The organism is Herbaspirillum sp. GW103 (assembly GCF_000261365.1).
Classification (GTDB): Bacteria; Pseudomonadota; Gammaproteobacteria; order Burkholderiales; family Burkholderiaceae_D; genus Herbaspirillum.
The window spans coordinates 322,929-339,910 of sequence record NZ_AJVC01000003.1; the positions used below are offsets into that span (position 1 = coordinate 322,929).

15 protein-coding genes are annotated in these 16,982 nt (G+C 61.3%); 7 read left to right on the plus strand and 8 right to left on the minus strand.

The features are described 5' to 3' along the window. The first annotated feature begins 11 nt into the window (after positions 1 to 11). Together GWL_RS04920 and gcvH are read left to right on the plus strand one after the other, a co-directional pair. Positions 12 to 617 carry a peroxidase-related enzyme gene (locus GWL_RS04920; RefSeq protein WP_008327346.1) on the plus strand — a complete coding sequence of 202 codons (606 nt, stop codon included), beginning with the start codon at positions 12 to 14 and terminating at the stop codon, positions 615 to 617. Positions 618 to 639: 22 nt separating this feature from the next. After that, positions 640 to 1,017, plus strand: a complete 378-nt coding sequence (gene gcvH / locus GWL_RS04925) for a glycine cleavage system protein GcvH (protein ID WP_008327347.1) — start codon at positions 640 to 642, stop codon at positions 1,015 to 1,017. A gap of 853 nt (positions 1,018 to 1,870) precedes the next feature. On the opposite strand, the gene GWL_RS04930 is transcribed toward gcvH, so the two are convergent. Beyond that, positions 1,871 to 2,767, minus strand: a complete 897-nt coding sequence (locus tag GWL_RS04930) for a LysR substrate-binding domain-containing protein (RefSeq protein ID WP_034350106.1) — start codon at positions 2,765 to 2,767, stop codon at positions 1,871 to 1,873. 77 nt (positions 2,768 to 2,844) lie between these two features. Here GWL_RS04930 and GWL_RS04935 point away from each other — a divergent pair, with 77 nt between their 5' ends. Continuing rightward, positions 2,845 to 3,969 (plus strand): MFS transporter, encoded by a 1,125-nt coding sequence (locus GWL_RS04935; RefSeq protein WP_008327349.1) that lies wholly within the window; start codon positions 2,845 to 2,847, stop codon positions 3,967 to 3,969. A 19-nt stretch (positions 3,970 to 3,988) separates the two neighbouring features. Here GWL_RS04935 and epsC read toward each other — a convergent pair whose 3' ends face one another. Then, on the minus strand, positions 3,989 to 4,933 hold the full coding sequence (gene epsC / locus GWL_RS04940; protein WP_008327350.1) for a serine O-acetyltransferase EpsC: 945 nt from the start codon (positions 4,931 to 4,933) through the stop codon (positions 3,989 to 3,991). Positions 4,934 to 5,338: 405 nt separating this feature from the next. Here epsC and GWL_RS04945 point away from each other — a divergent pair, with 405 nt between their 5' ends. Next, entirely contained in the window at positions 5,339 to 5,713 is a 375-nt protein-coding gene (locus GWL_RS04945) for a hypothetical protein (protein WP_008327351.1), read from the plus strand. Between the two features lie 24 nt (positions 5,714 to 5,737). On the opposite strand, the gene GWL_RS04950 is transcribed toward GWL_RS04945, so the two are convergent. After that, positions 5,738 to 7,453, minus strand: coding sequence for a chloride channel protein (locus GWL_RS04950; RefSeq protein WP_008327352.1), 1,716 nt, complete (start codon positions 7,451 to 7,453; stop codon positions 5,738 to 5,740). Between the two features lie 251 nt (positions 7,454 to 7,704). On the opposite strand from GWL_RS04950, the gene GWL_RS04955 reads away from it, so the two are divergent. Then, positions 7,705 to 8,709 carry a sulfonate ABC transporter substrate-binding protein gene (locus GWL_RS04955; protein WP_008327353.1) on the plus strand — a complete coding sequence of 335 codons (1,005 nt, stop codon included), beginning with the start codon at positions 7,705 to 7,707 and terminating at the stop codon, positions 8,707 to 8,709. Between the two features lie 90 nt (positions 8,710 to 8,799). Here the strand turns inward: GWL_RS04955 and acpA are convergent, their stop codons facing one another. The 3 genes from acpA to GWL_RS23285 all read right to left on the minus strand — a co-directional run bounded on the left by acpA (position 8,800) and on the right by GWL_RS23285 (position 12,310). Beyond that, complete coding sequence (acpA, locus tag GWL_RS04960) at positions 8,800 to 10,512, minus strand: acid phosphatase (RefSeq protein WP_008327354.1); 1,713 nt, start codon at positions 10,510 to 10,512, stop codon at positions 8,800 to 8,802. Positions 10,513 to 10,977: 465 nt separating this feature from the next. Then, positions 10,978 to 11,694, minus strand: a complete 717-nt coding sequence (locus GWL_RS04965; RefSeq protein WP_008327356.1) for a Pr6Pr family membrane protein — start codon at positions 11,692 to 11,694, stop codon at positions 10,978 to 10,980. 451 nt (positions 11,695 to 12,145) lie between these two features. Then, positions 12,146 to 12,310, minus strand: a complete 165-nt coding sequence (locus GWL_RS23285) for a hypothetical protein (protein WP_008327357.1) — start codon at positions 12,308 to 12,310, stop codon at positions 12,146 to 12,148. A 214-nt stretch (positions 12,311 to 12,524) separates the two neighbouring features. Between GWL_RS23285 and GWL_RS04970 the strand changes: the two genes are divergently transcribed. Beyond that, entirely contained in the window at positions 12,525 to 13,046 is a 522-nt protein-coding gene (locus tag GWL_RS04970; RefSeq protein WP_008327358.1) for a polymer-forming cytoskeletal protein, read from the plus strand. A 138-nt stretch (positions 13,047 to 13,184) separates the two neighbouring features. Here GWL_RS04970 and GWL_RS23290 read toward each other — a convergent pair whose 3' ends face one another. Continuing rightward, positions 13,185 to 13,406: a hypothetical protein gene (locus GWL_RS23290; RefSeq protein ID WP_157174197.1), complete on the minus strand. Its 222-nt coding sequence runs from the start codon at positions 13,404 to 13,406 to the stop codon at positions 13,185 to 13,187. Between GWL_RS23290 and purU the strand changes: the two genes are divergently transcribed. Continuing rightward, on the plus strand, positions 13,405 to 14,274 hold the full coding sequence (gene purU, locus GWL_RS04975; RefSeq protein ID WP_008327359.1) for a formyltetrahydrofolate deformylase: 870 nt from the start codon (positions 13,405 to 13,407) through the stop codon (positions 14,272 to 14,274). The genes GWL_RS23290 and purU overlap by 2 nt on opposite strands. A gap of 972 nt (positions 14,275 to 15,246) precedes the next feature. Here the strand turns inward: purU and GWL_RS04980 are convergent. Then, on the minus strand, positions 15,247 to 16,887 hold the full coding sequence (locus GWL_RS04980) for a fatty acid--CoA ligase (RefSeq protein WP_008327367.1): 1,641 nt from the start codon (positions 16,885 to 16,887) through the stop codon (positions 15,247 to 15,249). Positions 16,888 to 16,982: the final 95 nt, after the last annotated feature.

The window sequence follows — 16,982 nt, forward strand, 5'->3', positions numbered from 1 at the left end:
GGAGAGTCGACATGAGCGACATCATCAAGGCCAATGGCTTTACCAATGAGTCCCTGGAGTGGGATGCCTGGCTGGATGTGATCCAGCTGGAAGCGGCCAGTGAGGACCAGATCAAGGTGCTGGAAGAAAGCCATCCCAAGGCCAAGACCTCGGACTATTACCTGTTTCTGGCGCATCAGCCGGACATCCTGCGTCAGCGCTCGGCTGCATTCAACGCCATCATGTATGCGCCAGGCGGGTTGTCGCGCGCCGAGCGGGAGCTGGGTTCGCTGGTGGTTTCGCGTATCAATGGCTGTGTGTATTGTGCGTCGGTCCATGCACAGCGTTTTGAGCAGTTGGCCAAGCGTAACGATACGGTTCGGCAGGTGTTCGATTCGCCTTATGGGGCAGGGGTGGATGCGCGCGAGCAGGCCATCGCCAAGTTCTCGGCGGAACTGACCGAGACGCCTGGTGATATCAGCGCCGGGCAGATCAAGGCACTGTATGACGTGGGCTTGAACGAGCTGGAAGTGCTGGATCTGATTCATTCGGTGGCCATCTTCGCCTGGGCCAACCGCTTGATGCTCAACCTGGGTGAGCCGGTGTTTGCCGATGGCAGCAAGGCTGAGGCCAAATAATCATTTGCATGAGGAGACTGTGATGCACATTCCGGATCATCTGGTCTATGCCGATACCCATGAGTGGGTGAAGCTTGAAGACGACGGGACACTGACCATCGGTATTACCGATTTCGGTCAGGAACAGTTGGGGCCGCTGGTGTATGTGGATATGCCAGCGGTGGGCAAGGTGTTGGCACAGGGGGCTGAATCGGGCATCGTCGAGTCCAACAAGACAGCTTCTGATCTGCATGCGCCTGTTGATGGGGAGGTGATTGCTGTCAACGAGGTGCTGCTTGATGCGCCTGATGCCATCAATGCGGCGCCTTATGAACAGTGGATCTTCAAGCTGAAGCCGGCTGTGCCTTTCTCTGCTGATGGGTTCCTTGATGCGGCTGGTTACATCAAGCTGATTTCCTGACTTGTTCCCGTTGCTGGTTGATGTTGTCTTGGCGGGCTTGTGTTTTTGGTTTTGGTTTTTGGGTAGTCTGCACGGATTGCTGTTCTGCGCTCTAGCTTAATACTTATCATTCTCCGGTCGGAACGGAGCGCCGGGGGCGGCCCGGCAGCCGCTCACTTTTCTTGTCTCGCCAAGAAAAGTAAGCAAAAGAAGGCGACCCCAGAGAGCCAGCCCTCCTACGGAGGGTCCCCGCCGCAGCGGAGCGAAAAGTGGGAAGGATAGAGTCGCTACGCTCCGACTATCCTTCTGATCCACTTTTCGCTCCGCTGCGACGGCTGGCTCTATGGGGAAGAGTCCACTCGGGCTCGCCTGCGGCCTCGCCGGGTCTCCGACTCGCCTTCGGCTTTGTGTTGGCTCGCCTGTGGCATCGATTTTTTCTTCGATCAACGTCCTGATTTGGTTTTTATTGTTTAAATTATTAATGTTCTTTCGTCCTGAGTAGTCGCGCAGCGACGTATCGAAGGCGAAAGAACGCCAACGCAAAGCCGAAGGCGAGGCGTTTAGGTCGTCCGCATCTGCGCCGCCGATTCAGAAGGCGACAAAACGGATCAGAAAAATAGTCGGAGCGAAGCGACTCTATTTTTCCCGTTTTGTTGGCTTCTGAATCGGGGACCCTCCGAAGGAGGGCTGGCTCTCTGGGGTCGCCTTCTTTTGCTTACTTTTCTTGGCGAGACAAGAAAAGTGAGCGGCTGCCGGGCCGCCCCCGGCGCGTCCTCCCGACCGGAGAAAGATAAGCATTAAGCTAGAGCGCAGGAAGAAATTCCGTGCAGACTACCCAAAAACCAAGCCCGCCAAGACAAAAAACCAAGCAAGATCAACCAGCAACAACCAACGATCCGCGATATTCCGCCAGCCATTTGGCAAACAACTGTGCTTCAGCTCCCGCCTGAAGATTGATCCCGAGATAGTAAGGTGCGAGGGGCAGACGCAAGGAGAGGAAGGGGCAGACCAAGCGACCGGCACGCAGATCATTGTCTGCCAGCGACAAAGGAGACAAGGCCACACCCAGTCCATCCACTGCTGCCTGCAACACGAAATGTACGTGATCGAAATGCAGCATGGCCTGCGATCGAGAGCGCTTCAGTCCTGCCAGCTTGCGCCAGTCCTCCCAGTCATTGCGCCGACTGCGCGACACCAGCACAGTATGCTGCGCCAGCCCTGATACATCCTCCAGCGGCATGGACTGCAACAGAGCAGGAGAAGCCACCAGCACCAGCTCATCCTCCATGAAGCGCTGCACCTTCAGCGTCTCAGGCCAGTTGGTCTCCCCTCGCCGGATCGCAATGTCAAATGAAGAGCCTACCTTGCCCACCGTCGCCGTACTGGTCACCACCTGCGGTGCAATCCCCGGATAATGCTCCACGAAACCGGACAGATGCGGAATCAGCCAGCGCACCGCAAATGACGGCCGCACATTGATCACCACCGTGCGCGTGGGGGCGTCGCGCATCACCCGCCGCGCCGCATTGGCCAACATGTCCAGCGCCGGGCTGGCTTGCTCGAAGAACTGCCGGCCACGATCAGTCAGCAGTACCTGCCGCGTACGGCGCTCGAACAAGGGCATGCCAAGGTAGCCTTCGAGATTCTTGATCTGGCGACTGATCGCGCCATGCGTGACATTGAGCTCCTGTGCCGCCAGCGTGAAACTCTGGTGACGGGCCGCCGCCAGAAAGGCGCGGATGGCGTTGAGCGGAAGTGTGAGATCGGCCATGCGTGAGATATTATCACGCATGGCCGGAATTAATATCGTTTGTCAGCGCCTGCCCATGCGGCGCATCATCGGTCTTCATGACCACGCCAGACCTCCGCCAGGCCGACCTCGATTCCCGCCACGCCGCCATGTCGCTCTCGGCCGCCTTGCCCTGCGATATCGTCCTCTACCTGCTGCTTCCCATGTATGCCGCCCAGTTCCACGTCAGCCTGGCCGAGGCCGGCGTGCTGCTGGCGGCCAACCGACTGGTGCGCATCGCCGGCTATCGCTGGGTCGCCAGCTTTTACGCCCGACGCGGCGACCGCCCCACCTGCACCCTGGCCGTGTGCGCGGCCATCCTCTGCGCACTTGGCTACACGATGGCCAACGGCTTCTGGGCCCTCCTGCCGCTGCGCCTGCTGTGGGGCATGGCCTTCGCCGGACTCAACCTTTCTACCCAGGCCATGTCCACCGCCAATCCGCACGGCGCCGCCCGCCGCTCCGGACGTTCGCGCGGGGTGATCGCCATTGGCCCCATGCTGTGGCTGCCCACAGCCGCACTGCTGGCGCCGCACATCGGACCACGCATGGTGTTCGCCCTGGTCGCCACGACGGCGATCCTGGGTCTGCTGGCCGCCCGCCGCCTGCCGCAGCACGCCTATGCGCCACCGCAGCCGCGCCGCTGGAAATTGCCCAATGCACTGGATTGGTGGTCCTTCCTCGAAGGACTGACGCTCGATGGTCTCTTCATCGTCGGCCTGGCCTACATGAGCAAGCAGTCCTTCGGGGCCGATGGCGAACTGGTGGCCGGGGTGCTGATGGCCCTGCGCTATGCCGGCGAAATCGTCTTGAGCCCGCTGGGCGGCTGGCTGGCCGAGCGCTTCGGTGCGGTCAAGGTATTGGTGATCCTGTCACTGGCTACCTGTGCGGCGCTGGTCGGTTTCGGAGGCGGGCTGCTGTGGCTGTTTGCGGGGCTGATCGTGATCCTTCGTGCCTTGCAGTTGCCGCTCCTGGCCCCCATCGTCGCCGCCCGCACGCCTGCGGCGCAGCGCGTGCATGCCCTGGCCGGACGCGCCATCTGGCGCGATATCGGGGCCGGTATGGGGCCGATGCTGGCAGGCTTGCTGCTGCCGGTGATGTCGTCCCTGTGGCTCTACGGACTGGCCGCCTCGGCACTGGCGCTGGCGGCAATCGCCTGCGCACGCGCACCGGTGCCACGTTAGGGTCTGTTCACCAAGGGGATCAGGGCTGGCGACAGTCGCTGAGCATCTCCGCCTGGGAGATGTTGCTGCCCGGCGGCACGCTGTGCGTGAGCCAGACATTGCCGCCGATCACCGATCCCTGGCCAATGGTAATGCGCCCCAGCAGGGTCGCGCCGGCATAGACCACTACGTCATCCTCGACGATGGGATGGCGCGCAATGCCCTTGACCAGTGAACCATCGGCCTCCTGCGGGAAACGCTTGGCCCCCAGCGTCACGGCCTGGTACAGGCGCACGTTGCGGCCGATGATGGTGGTCTCGCCGATGACCACGCCGGTGCCATGGTCGATGAAGAAGCTGGGGCCGATCTGCGCTGCCGGGTGGATGTCGATGCCGGTGGCCGAATGCGCAATGTCGGCAATCAGACGTGCCAGCAGCGGGGCCCCCAGCTGATGCAGCGCATGCGCCAGACGGTGATAGATGATCGCGGTGGTGCCGGGATAGCACAGCAGGATTTCCGAGATGCTGGAGGCGGCCGGATCGCCGTGATACGCAGCCTGGATGTCGCTGACCAGAATGTCACGCACACCCGGTAACCGATGCGCGAAGTCGCGCGTGATGGCCGCGGCGCGTTGGCGCAGCAGCGCCTCATCGTCCACATCACTGCTGAAATAGAGGCTGCGACGTACCTGCTCGCGCAGGATCGACAGCGCAGCATTCAACTGGCTGCCAACGAAATAATCGATGGTCTCATCGGATAAATCGGTATGCCCATAATGCGTGGGAAACAAGGCCGCCTGCAGATGTTGCAGCAGCTTTTGCATCGCTTCACGCGAGGGGAGCTCGCGGATCTCGCCGCGATAGCGGATCTTGTGGGTAATCTCGCGCGAGGTGCGCAGGCCGGCCACAACGGCTGACAAGCCCAGTCCCGCCGACTCGACCGAGTCGGTCAGCGCGTTCAGTTCGGGGGTGTGAGAAGGTTCCATGCCCGCATGCTATCAAAAATGCGCGCGCGGCGTCGGGCAGGGCAAAGCAGGCAGTCAGTACCGCAAGCGTTTCGGCGACTCGCCTGGTGAGGATTGTTCAATGGCTCACGAGATGATGTATTTGTGTCATTCAGGAAATTCCTGACACCAATGCGGGGCGACTCAGGAAGCTCCTGATACTTGGCGGAACCACAAAAACTTAAAGTCTCGTCATGCCAGTTGCGGCAAGAAATCCGAACGAAGGTCGGAGATCAGACAGCCGATCTGGGGAGAGCTTCTGCACGATTACCGGGTAGCCCTGAGGGGGGCTTACTTTTGGGCGTACTTCCGCAAGGGGGGGCGCCCTTTTTTTGTTTGTGATGCAATACGGGCTTGATCAGAGTGCCTTGTACGGGAGGAGTTTCCATGTCAAAACCGCGTTTTTCCCTGTCCCAGCTGGGGCTGCTGTGGCTGTTGTCCATGGTGCTGCTGCCTGCCGTCGCGGCGCGCGCGCAGGTTCCCGTGCCGGTCCCGGCGAGCGTGCCGACGCTGCCCGCTGCCGCGCCCACACCGGTGGCCAGCGACATTACCCGCAGTTGCGCGGCCGGCAGCGGCTGTGTGCTGACCTGCCTGAACATGGCTGCCGAAACCGTCATGACCGAGACGGCCACACGTGCCGTGCGCATCATTTCCCTCTCCAACGGCAACAGCGAATTCCGCATGGACAACGGCAATGCCGGCATCAATGTCATCCTGGTCTCGCACGACAATCTGATGTGCAAGCTCAGCGGCGGCGTCTGAGGATTGCGCAGGGAGGAACGGGCGTCAGTTGCCCAGCAGTTTTTCCCGCACGGATTCTTCTTCTGCATGGCTCGCGCTGGCCCGCGCCAGATCGGACAGGGACAGCACGCCCACCAGCTGCCGATGTTCTGCCGTACTCACTACCGGCAGCCGCGCCACGCCCAGGCGCGCCATCGTGCCGGCGGCAATGCGGGCACTGAGGTGCGGCAAAAGATGGCCGGCATCGGGCGCCAGCAGGGCGCTGCAAGCCTGGGCCGGATCGGCCGCCTGCAAGCGCGTCAGCGCGACCATGCCGAGCAGGCGACCATTTGCGGTCACCGGGTAATGGCGATGGACATGGTCCGCTGCGCGGCATAGCGCCAGCGCCTCTGCGGCGGGCAGGGCCGCCTCCAGGGCCTGCGGTGCGGACATCAGGTCTTCCACATGCACCCGCTCCAACGGGTCGACACCGTATTCGCGGTGCACATGCAGGCCGCGTCGCGCGATCTTCTCGGTCATGATGGAGCGTTTCATCCACAGCACGTTCACGCCATAGGCCACCGACGTGGTGGCGATGAGCGGCAGGAGTGCATTGTCGGCATGGGTCAGGCCGAAGGCGAAGACGATTGCCGTCAGCGGTGCGCCCAGCACACTGCCCAGCACTGCAGCCATGCAGACCAGCGGCCACAAGCCGGGTGAACCACCCGGCAGCCACGGCGAGAGCACCAGGCCCAGTCCGGCGCCCATCATCAGCAGTGGTGCCAGCACCCCGCCCGAGGTGCCCGAGCCCAAGGCCAGCAGCCAGATTACCGCCTTCACCAGCAGCAGCGCCAATGCCGCCGAGACCAGCATGTGCTGATTCAGCAGGTCAGCGATGACGTCGTAGCCCACGCCCAGCGCGCGCGGCTGCAGCAGTCCGCCCAGGCCCACGGCCATGCCACCCAGTGCCGGCCACCACATCCAGTGCAGCGGCAGGCGATGGAAGCCATCCTCGATACGATACAGGGCCAGCGTCAGCACGGCGGCCAGCACCCCGCTGGCCAATCCGGCCAGCAGACAGGACAGCAGCGCCATCGGCGCGACCGGTGCCACCTGCAATGGAAAAAGCACACCTGCCTCGATCAGCCACGGTCGCAGGAAAGCGGCGATGACACAGGCCAGCGCAACCGGCAACAGACTGCGCGGTCGCAGTTCGAACAGCAGCAGTTCCACTGCCAGCAGCAGGGCGGCCAACGGCGTACCGAAGATGGCCGTCATGCCGGCGCAGGCACCGGCCACCAACAGGGTCTTGCGCTCGGCAGCGGTGAGGTGCAGCCACTGCGCCAGCAGCGAACCGAGCGAGCCGCCGGTCATGATGATGGGACCCTCGGCACCGAACGGACCGCCGCTGCCGATGACGATGCCCGAGGACAGTGGCTTCAACAACGCGACCTTGGGCGACATGCGGCTCTTGCCGAAGAGGATGGCCTCGATTGCTTCAGGAATGCCATGACCGCGGATCTTGTCACTGCCATAGCGCGCCATGAGACCGACGATCAGGCCGCCGATGACCGGCAACAGCACGGCGATCCAGCCCAGCGTATGGCCCGCCGGTGAGCTGGCGGCAAAGGACAGGCGCTGGAAATAGAACAGGTTGGTAAAGAGCGCAATGAGCTTGAGCAGTAGCCACGCCGCACCCGTGGAGAACATGCCGATGAGCACCGCGATGGCGCACAGCAGGGGTAGCCGTCGGTCGGCGGTGTAGTCGCGTTTGTGTTTCATGGATTGCCGTGTTCAAGGACGGTAGTGGTAGCGCGATCTTGTAGAGGGCGCATGAATAAAGGGATAAGCGGCAAATATATCGCAATATGATATAAAAACGTGAGGCACGACGGGTTGGCGCTTGTATGCGCGGCACGACTTATCTGCTTTTCTTCTATGCACAGGAGGAATGATTCGTTCGCAGCGTGCGCGGGTCTGGCTACGCTGTGAGCCTCGATGTATCGACCTCAACCATGATCGATGGAGTCCCCATGCCACAGCACGAAGACACACCCCGCCACGTCCTCACCGCCTTTGAGCCGAGCCGCAAGCGTCGCCGCCTGATCGGCGCCGGGCTGGCGTTGGGCGCCGCCGCTGCGACTACCGTTTTCGGTGAGCGCCCGGCGCAGGCGGCCACACGCCAGTTGCGGGTGGGGTACCAGAAGGGGGCCTTGAGCATCATCCGTGCCCATGGCTCGCTGGAGCAGCGCCTGGCCCCGCTGGGGGCGAGCGTCAAATGGGTGGAGTTCAGCGCCGGCCCGGTGCAGCTCGAAGCACTGGGGGCGGGATCCATTGATTTCGGCGATGTCGGCGAAGCGCCACCGATCTTTTCTCAGGCCGCCGGTACGCCCCTGGTCTACGTGGGGGCGACCGTGCCGCGTCCTTATGTGGAAGCGGTGCTGGTCAAGCAGGACAGCCTGCAGAAACCGGTACAGTTGAAGGGCAAGCGCATCGCCTTGAACAAGGGTTCCAACGTGCATTACTTCTTGGTCAAGCTGCTGGAAAAGCATGGCCTGCAATATGGCGACGTGACACCGGTATGGCTGGCCCCGGCCGATGCGCGTGCCGCGTTCGAGCGCGGTGCGGTGGATGCCTGGGCCATCTGGGATCCCTATCTGGCGGCGGCCCAGCAGACCTTGAAGGCGCGCATCCTGGCCGACGCCGATGGCGTGGTCAAGAACCGCGCCTATTATTTTTCGACCCGGACGTATGCGCGCGACAATGCCGACCTCATCCGCATCGCGCTGGAAGAGCTGGCCAAGGTGGACGCCTTTGCCCAGACGCGTCCGGACGAGTACGCCAGCGAAGTGGCCGGCATCCTCGGCTTGCCCAAGAGCGTCCTGGACGTGGTGGTACGCCGCTATCACTACGGCACCTTGCCCATCACCCATGCCATTCTCGACGAGCAACAGCAGATTGCCGATACCTTCCTTGATCTCAAGCTGATCCCCAGGAAGATCAAGCTGAGCGAGGCGGCACCGCCCTGGCTGGCGTAATACGTCCTCGCGCATCAGGTCTCACCATGAACGAGGCCGCCGCAGGAGAAGCCTGCGGCGGCCTTGAGCTTGTGACTGGCAGAAGGGAGATCAGCCCTTGAACTGCAGCGCGTTGGTCAGGTCCCCCATGGGCTGCTGGCCGCGCGCGATCATGGCCTCATCACGCTGCCTGAGGCCGTCCAGCTTTTCCAGAGCAAAGGTGCGGGTGATCAGGCGCAGGATGGAGGCCGTGTCATAGACGGTATGGTCCACCGTTCCCTTGCGGGCGAAGGGGGAGATTACCAGCGCCGGCACGCGCGTCCCCGGACCCCAGCGGTCGCCCTTGGGCGGGGCGACGTGGTCCCACCAGCCGCCGTTCTCGTCGAAGGTGATGACCACCACCATGTTCTTCCACTGCGGGCTGGCCTGCAGGCTCTTGACGATGTGGGCGATGTGGCGGTCACCCGAAGCCACGTCGGCATAGCCGGCATGCAGGTTGAGGTTGCCCTGCGGTTTGTAGAAGGTCACCGGCGGCAGGCGGCCGGCCTCGACATCGGCCAGGAAACGGTTGGTGCGTGCTTCATCACCCAGACCGCCATCGCGCAGGCGCTTGTTGCGTTCGGCAGGATTTTCCGGACCCAGGTTCTTGAAGTAGTTGAAGGGCTGGTGGTGATACTGGAAATTGGGGATCTTGGGGATGCCCTTGGAATCCTTGAACTCGTCCAGCGTGGCCTGCCAGGCACCCGCATACCAGGCCCAGTCGATTCCCTTCTTGTTGAGCTTGTCGCCGATGTGCTCGTGCGTCTGCGGCACCAGCACGCTGGGCTGGTTGGGCTCGGCATAGGCCGGGTTGTTGCGGTCACGGCTCCAGGTCGGCCAGTAGGGCGGGGCCATGGTATTGACCGCATAACCGTCCGGCGTGAGTGCACTGGGGCCGAACTTGGGCGGTCCCTGCAGGGCGCTGGCCGGGCTGTTCTCGGCCGGGACCAGTTCCGGCGAGAGCGGATCATTGTTCCTGGTCCTGGCTACCTGGGTGCGCGAGACCGAGTTCATCACGTTCGGATAGTAGGGGGCGGTGGCGCAGATCAGATACTGGTGGTTCAGGAAGGAACCACCGAAGGCCCCCTGGAAGAAGTTGTCGCACAGCACGAACTCACGCGCTACATCCCACAGGCGCAGGTTGTAGCGGGTATCCGCGTAGTGGCCCATGGTCAGGCCGCCGGAGTCGGCCCAGGCCACGAAGCCATCATTCTTGCCACCGTTGATCTGCATCTGGTTCTGATAGAACACGTGCCACAGGTCACGTGTGACCAGCCCCAGCGGCAGGGCCTCGCCCTGCGGACCCTTCAAGGCATAAGGGGCATTGGGCAGGTTGCTCTGGTATTGCTTGTCGGCCGGGTAGGTTACGCCTTCGATGGTCTGCTCCTGGCGCACCACGCCGCTCCATGCCGGTGGCAACTGCTTGAGCAGGGTGCCGTCGCGGTCGCGCTGCTGGTAGTCCGAGGGCTTGAGCGAGGACAGCGGCTTTTCCAGGCCGGGGAAATCGGCGAAGAGGTTGTTGAAGCTGCGGTTCTCGGCGTAGATCACCACGATGGTCTTGATGTTCTCGCGCAGGGCGCGATCCAGCGCAGCAGCCTCGGCCGGATTGCCGCTCGGGGAGAGGGCCGGTCCCTGGCCTTCGGTGGCGCAGGCGCCCAGGGCGCTGCCCGCCCCCAGTGCCGCCACGCCGCCCAGAAAGCGGCGGCGGCTGCTGTTTTGCGGGGGCGGAAGGGTATCGTCGGCGCTCGGCTGGCTGCCGGCGATGTCGTCGTCGTGCTTGCTCATGGATGAGTTTCCTGTCGGATATTGTTATGGGGGTTGGCGCGTAGCGGCGATCAGGATAGCGCGACCGTATGACAGGGATGTGTCTTTTTCGTCAGGATTTTGCTCAAGAAAATGACGAAACATGCACCAAGAGACAATGAAAGACTAGGTAAAGGACGCGCTAGGATGCGCCTCATGCGTGGCCAAGGCCCTAGAATGCCTCGACCGCACCGGTTGCAGCCGCGCATCGCGCGGCCCGGCGACCGGGTCAGGTGGGCAGTTCCGGCCAGGGGATGGCGGGGACTGCTCTCATGTCAATGCGGTCTTGTCTGACGAGGGGAACATCTTGCTCAAAACTTTTCAATACCTGATCATCGGTGCGGGCTTCAGTGTCTGGATGCTGTTCATGCTGGCGCTGGCACTGACGGACCCGCTGATCTGACAGGCGGCCGGGGAGCAAGGACCGGCCTCTGCCTGCGCTCCGGATCATTTTCTCTGCAGCACTGGTTTGCCGGACCGGTTGACTGCGATGAACACCCCCATCAATCCCAGGAAGGCCGCCAGCAGCAGGCTGGCGTTGAGGATCACGCGCGCATAGCCAAGTGCATTGACGTCGATGAAGGGGTAGGGATAGAAGCCCGACAGGGCTCCGCGCCATAGCGTGATCATCAGATAGGCCAGCGGGTACACCAGCCACAGCAGTGCCTTTTTCAGCGACGCCTGGAACACCGGCACGAAAAAAATCCAATAGACGATTGCCAGCAGGGGCACCACCGTATGGAGGCTCTCGTTGACCAGTGCGCGAAAGCCGGTGGGCGTCCACAGATGGCGCAGCAGCAGGTTGTAGGCGATGCCCACGAAGGCCAGGTAGGTCACCACGGCCGAGATCACCGAGGGTTGCCGGAAGAAGCGGCTCAGGGGCGACTTCAGCGAGAGCGCCAGCGAGGTAAAGCAGAGTGCGCTCATGAGGATGGTCAGGTTGGTCAGATACATGGTCAGCCGGTCCAGGCCATCCAGTATGCCGCCGCCGCGCGCCAGCAGGCGGTTGATGGTGATGTCGGTCTGCGCCGCGAAGGCGAACCAGCTGATGAGTGCGATCAGGCCGGCGAGCGTTTGCGCCGCAGCCGAGTTGCGGCGTGCCGGGAAGAGGTGGGCGCCAAAGGAATCCAGCGATTCCGGCGAGGGAATCTTGTCGTTGCTCATGGTGTCGTCACGGGAGGTGGAGGGGCCGGCGTCGCAGCGGGGCGGGCGACATCGGCCGGGCAATGGACTCCATCATAAATCGGGCGGGCATGGTTGTGCTGGCCGGATGACATTCATTTTCAACGCTTACATCAAGACACATGGTCTCCGGGGTGCGGCGGTCGCTGCGCCTGTCCGTTCGCGAGTCGGGCGCATCGATGCGCTCATTCATGCTCTTTCATGCTCATCCATTGACGTCGGGAACGAGCGATATTGCCCCGTTTTTCGAGAAGTTTGCTTGGTCTTGATTTCTAAGTTTTAGATCCATTTCCATGGATGACGTCGAGCCCTGATGAAAATGGATTGATTCTGTGGAAGCCATGTCGGGAGCGGACTTCAGGGGATGATGTGTCGCCTTCAGGCGACGCCATGCTTCTAACAACTGTTACATTTTTTTTAGTTACAAGGGGTCTCAAAATATAAATAATTTGCTCTGGTTTGAGAGCGCAAAAAACGGCGCAAAAAACGGTGTTCTCACTGTTACAAATTTGCGGTGAACTTTGCAAAAGGCATCCTGCCGAATCGCACAGGTTTCTTCCTTGGCAATGTCCGGATGCGTGATGTCCGGGCTATCCATGCGATCTGCGTGGACATTCGGAAGAGCCGCTTTCGTTGACCTTGTCGACGCTACGACGCGCCGTCCACGCTGCCGGTTTTCTCGATGATCGTGCAGGGCGGTTCTGCTGCCGCACTGGCGGTGGGCGTCATGAGCTTGTCGTGCGCACCTTGCCGCACGTTTTATTTTCGCGCGTAGATTTTTACGCATCAGCACTACCATTTCAGGAGATCACATGCTTCGCTCGGAATCCCTCTTCGGCAAACGCGAAACCAGTTCGACCAATTCCCCGTTCAGCAGTGCGGGCAACGTCTCTTCTACGACAGGCGGCAATGTGACCAGCGTGAACAAACCTAGCCAATATCCTTCTTCCGTTTCCAATACCGCTCCTGCGGCCACCGAAGAGAGCGGCAGCAAGCTCACCGTCGGTCCCAACATCAAGGTCAAGGGTGAGATCGAGGATTGCGACACCTTGGTGGTGGAAGGCAAGGTCCAGGCGACCATCAATTGTCGCGTGGTGCAGATTGCCGAGCGTGGCGCCTTCAAGGGCTCGGCCGAGATCGACCTGGCCGAGATCCGCGGCGAGTTCGATGGTGACCTGACGGTACGCCAGAAGCTGGTGATCTACTCCAGCGGCAAGGTGACCGGGAAGATCCGGTATGGCAAGCTGGTCATTGAAGAAGGCGGCCAGCTGGCAGGCGATCTGCAGGTCGGCGGTGGTCACGAGCAGAAGGATCTGTTGCAGAAGACCGCATGAGCTCCCCTGCGGGTGGTGGCGGGTGTGCAGCGCCGTTCGTCATCCGATGAGGGCAGTGCTTGATGCCCGGCCAGTGGCTTGCTGCGCTGGCTGCATTTCCGGTGGGAAACCATGATGCCTGGTCGGTGCGATTTGTTGTCAAGTCGTGCCGATCTGCGGTGATTTCCGGTGCAATGACCTGGCTTTGACGTATTCGGCGTGTATTTGCGCGCGGCGGATTTGTCCGCATGGCCCGGTCGTGCGACAATAGCGCCTTTCGTCTTTTCGTCCTTTTTCCCGCTCAGTCGGGTCGGTGTCGTCCTGAGTGGCGGCGCCGGGAGGGCGCTGGCGCTTCTCGGTTTCATTGCTCAGTTCACTCATGGCTCACCCGGAATACATTCTTACCCTGTCCTGCCTGGACCAGCGCGGCATCGTGCATCGCGTCTCAGGCTTTCTGGCCGATCACGGCTGCAACATCATCGATTCGGCACAGTTCGGTGATGCGCAATCGAAGCTCTTCTTCATGCGTGTACATTTCTCCTCCGAGGATGCGGCAGTGTCGGACGCGGCGCTGCGTGCAGATTTCGGGGTGCTGGGCGATTCGCTGCAGATGAACTGGCAGCTGCATGACGCGGGCAAGAAGCCGCGCGTGATGCTGATGGTGTCGAAGATCGGGCATTGTCTGAACGATCTGCTGTTCCGCTACAAGAGCGGATTGCTGCCGGTGGAGATTCCGGCGATCGTGTCCAACCATACGGATTTCTATCAGCTGGCCGCGAGCTACAACATTCCTTTCCATCATCTGCCGCTGGCGACCGGGTCGTCCATGGAAGTCAAGCGCGCGCAGGAACAACGCATCATGGAGATCGTGGAGGCCAACCAGATCGATCTGGTGGTGCTGGCACGCTACATGCAGATCCTCTCTCCCGAAATGTGCGAGGCCCTGCGCGGACGAGCCATCAATATCCATCACTCCTTCCTGCCCAGCTTCAAAGGAGCCAAGCCCTACTATCAGGCGCATGATCGCGGGGTCAAGCTCATCGGCGCAACCGCGCACTTCGTGACCGGTGACCTCGATGAAGGTCCAATCATCGAACAAGGCGTGGAGCGCGTGGATCACTCCATGGGGCCAGATACCCTCACCGCAATCGGGCGTGATATCGAATGCGTGGTCTTGGCGCGGGCTGTCAAATGGTTCACCGAGCATCGTATCTTGCTCAATGGGCATAAGACCGTCATCTTCAACTGATCCGCTGGTTCTGATTTAGACGCCGTTCGGGGGCTGCCTGGGCGGCGTTTTTGTTTTTGTGGCTTTTGTTGATGTTGTCTTGGCGGGCTTGTGTTTTTGGTTTTGGTTTTTGGGTAGTCTGCACGGATTGCTGTTCTGCGCTCTAGCTTAATACTTATCATTCTCCGGTCGGAACGGAGCGCCGGGGGCGGCCCGGCAGCCGCTCACTTTTCTTGTCTCGCCAAGAAAAGTAAGCAAAAGAAGGCGACCCCAGAGAGCCAGCCCTCCTACGGAGGGTCCCCGTCGCAGCGGAGCGAAAAGTGGGAAGGATAGAGTCGCTTCGCTCCGACTATCCTTCTGATCCACTTTTCGCTCCGCTGCGACGGCTGGCTCTATGGGGAAGAGTCCACTCGGGCTCGCCTGCGGCCTCGCCGGATCTCCGACTCGCCTTCGGCTTTGGGTTGGCTCGCCTGTGGCATCGATTTTTTCTTCGATCAACGTCCTGATTTGGTTTTTATTGTTTAAATTATTTATGTTCTTTCGTCCTGAGTAGTCGCGCAGCGACGTATCGAAGGCGCAAGAACGCCAAAGCAAAGCCGAAGGCGAGTAGTGTGCCTTACGATGCCGAAGGCGAGGCGTTTAGGTCGTCCGCATCTGCGCCGCCGATTCAGAAGCCGACAAAACGGATCAGAAAAATAGTCGGAGCGAAGCGACTCTATTTTTCCCGTTTTGTTGGCTTCTGAATCGGGGACCCTCCGAAGGAGGGCGGTGCAGCTGCGGTCGCCTTCTTTTGCTTACTTTTCTTGGCGAGACAAGAAAAGTGAGCGGCTGCCGGGCCGCCCCCGGCGCGTTCTCCCGACCGGAGAATGATAAGTATTAAGCTAGAGCGCAGAACAGCAATCCGTGCAGACTACCCAAAAACCAAAACCAAAAACCAAGCCCGCCAAAACAACATCCACCAACACAACATCCACCAACACAAAAAGGAAAAGATCACCCCCCGGAAGGATACTGCTCCCGCATCGCCCGCTTGTTGAGTTTCCCTACGCTGGTACGCGCCAGTTCAGACACGAAGCGCACCCGATCCGGCACGCCATAGCGAGAAATCGTCCCTGCTTCAGCGGCCGCCATCACATGCTGCCGGATATCCTCTTCGGAAACATTGGCCGCATCCTTCTTCAGCACGACCAGAGCAACGGGCCGCTCTCCCCACTTGCCATCCTGCACCCCGATGACTGCCGTTTCAGCCACGGCAGGATGTCGTGCGATGATGTCCTCGATCTGTAGAGAAGAGACCCATTCGCCTCCGGTCTTGATGACATCCTTGATCCTGTCGGTCACCTGCAGATAGCCCTCGGCATCCAGATGGCCGATATCTTGCGTATGCAGCCACCCACCGCGCCACAACTCTTCCGATGCGTCCGGTTGATGCAGATAGCCCTGAGTCAGCCAGGGGGCGCGCACCACGACTTCGCCGGTGCTCTTGCCATCCCGAGGACAGTCGTTCATCTCGGCGTCCACCGTGCGCAAGGCCACCAGCGGCAAGGGCCGCCCGGTCTTCACCCGCAGCGTGGCTTCGCGCTCACCGCCCAGCTCCGCGGTCGGCACCTGCGCCAGCGTCAATACCGGACAGGTCTCCGACATCCCGTAGCCGGTAAAGACATCAATCCCCCGATCCCGCGCCATCCGCGCCAGACTCCCGGTCATCGCCGAACCGCCAATGATCATCTTCCACCCCGACAGATCCGCCTCGCGCGCCTGCTCGGAAGTCAGCACCATCTGCAGAATGGTCGGCACACAATGCGAGAACGTCACCTTCTCCTCACGGATCAGCTTGCAGATGGTATCGGGTACATAACGCCCCGGATATACCTGCTTGACCCCCGCCATCGTCGCCACATAAGGCAGCCCCCACGCATGCACATGGAACATCGGCGTCAAGGGCATATAGACATCGTCCCGATGCAAACGCCCCTGCTGCGGCGCCAATGCCAGCCCGGCCGTGGTGCCCAGCGTATGCAGTACCAGCTGCCGATGGCTGAAATACACCCCCTTGGGCAAGCCCGTCGTACCGGTGGTGTAGAAGGTGGTCGCGCGCGCATTCTCGTCAAAGTCAGGGAAGTCATACCGGCTGCCAGCCTCGGCCAGCAAGGCTTCGTACTCCCCCGCAAAGCCCGGTCCCTGCGGACAGGGACTGCCATCGTCGGTGAGCAGAACACAGCGCGTCAGCGTGTTCAGCTCGCCCCGGATCTGCTTCAACACCGGCATGAAATCCGAATTGACCAGCAAGATATCCGCCTGGGCATGATTCAAGGTGTAGGCAATCTGCTCCGGCGACAGACGCACATTCACCGTCTGCAACACGCAACCCATCATCGGCACCGCGAAGAAACATTCCAGATAGCGATTGCTGTCCCAGTCCATCACGGCCACCGTATGGCCTGCCTGCACGCCCATTTCCTTGAGCACATTGGCCAGCCGCTGCACCCGCTCGTAAAAGCCGGTATAGCTCAGGCGACGCGCGCCGTAAATGATTTCCTGCTCGGGGGCGGTGGCCAGGGCGCTGTGCAGCAACTGCTTGATCAACAGCGGATAGCCATAGGCCGACGGGGTTTGCTCGATCGCTTGGGGCATGCCGGAGTCTCCTTTGTTGTGCGGCGGCAGGGCCGCCTCTTATGTCTTATGGACAGGATGGATGAAACGAACCCCGATGATACCGCCAAGTCCCC

Bases quoted from the DNA above. Each gene is read 5' to 3' on its own strand.
- GWL_RS04930 (WP_034350106.1), bottom strand. From the start codon at position 2,767: ATGGCCGATCTCACACTTCCGCTCAACGCCATCCGCGCCTTTCTGGCG.
- GWL_RS04920 (WP_008327346.1), top strand. From the start codon at position 12: ATGAGCGACATCATCAAGGCCAATGGCTTTACCAATGAGTCCCTGGAG.
- GWL_RS04970 (WP_008327358.1), top strand. From the start codon at position 12,525: ATGCTTCGCTCGGAATCCCTCTTCGGCAAACGCGAAACCAGTTCGACC.
- GWL_RS04935 (WP_008327349.1), top strand. From the start codon at position 2,845: ATGACCACGCCAGACCTCCGCCAGGCCGACCTCGATTCCCGCCACGCC.
- GWL_RS04980 (WP_008327367.1), bottom strand. From the start codon at position 16,887: ATGCCCCAAGCGATCGAGCAAACCCCGTCGGCCTATGGCTATCCGCTG.
- purU (WP_008327359.1), top strand. From the start codon at position 13,405: ATGGCTCACCCGGAATACATTCTTACCCTGTCCTGCCTGGACCAGCGC.
- gcvH (WP_008327347.1), top strand. From the start codon at position 640: ATGCACATTCCGGATCATCTGGTCTATGCCGATACCCATGAGTGGGTG.
- GWL_RS23285 (WP_008327357.1), bottom strand. From the start codon at position 12,310: ATGGATAGCCCGGACATCACGCATCCGGACATTGCCAAGGAAGAAACC.
- GWL_RS04965 (WP_008327356.1), bottom strand. From the start codon at position 11,694: ATGAGCAACGACAAGATTCCCTCGCCGGAATCGCTGGATTCCTTTGGC.
- GWL_RS04950 (WP_008327352.1), bottom strand. From the start codon at position 7,453: ATGAAACACAAACGCGACTACACCGCCGACCGACGGCTACCCCTGCTG.
- acpA (WP_008327354.1), bottom strand. From the start codon at position 10,512: ATGAGCAAGCACGACGACGACATCGCCGGCAGCCAGCCGAGCGCCGAC.
- GWL_RS23290 (WP_157174197.1), bottom strand. From the start codon at position 13,406: ATGAGTGAACTGAGCAATGAAACCGAGAAGCGCCAGCGCCCTCCCGGC.
- GWL_RS04955 (WP_008327353.1), top strand. From the start codon at position 7,705: ATGCCACAGCACGAAGACACACCCCGCCACGTCCTCACCGCCTTTGAG.
- epsC (WP_008327350.1), bottom strand. From the start codon at position 4,933: ATGGAACCTTCTCACACCCCCGAACTGAACGCGCTGACCGACTCGGTC.
- GWL_RS04945 (WP_008327351.1), top strand. From the start codon at position 5,339: ATGTCAAAACCGCGTTTTTCCCTGTCCCAGCTGGGGCTGCTGTGGCTG.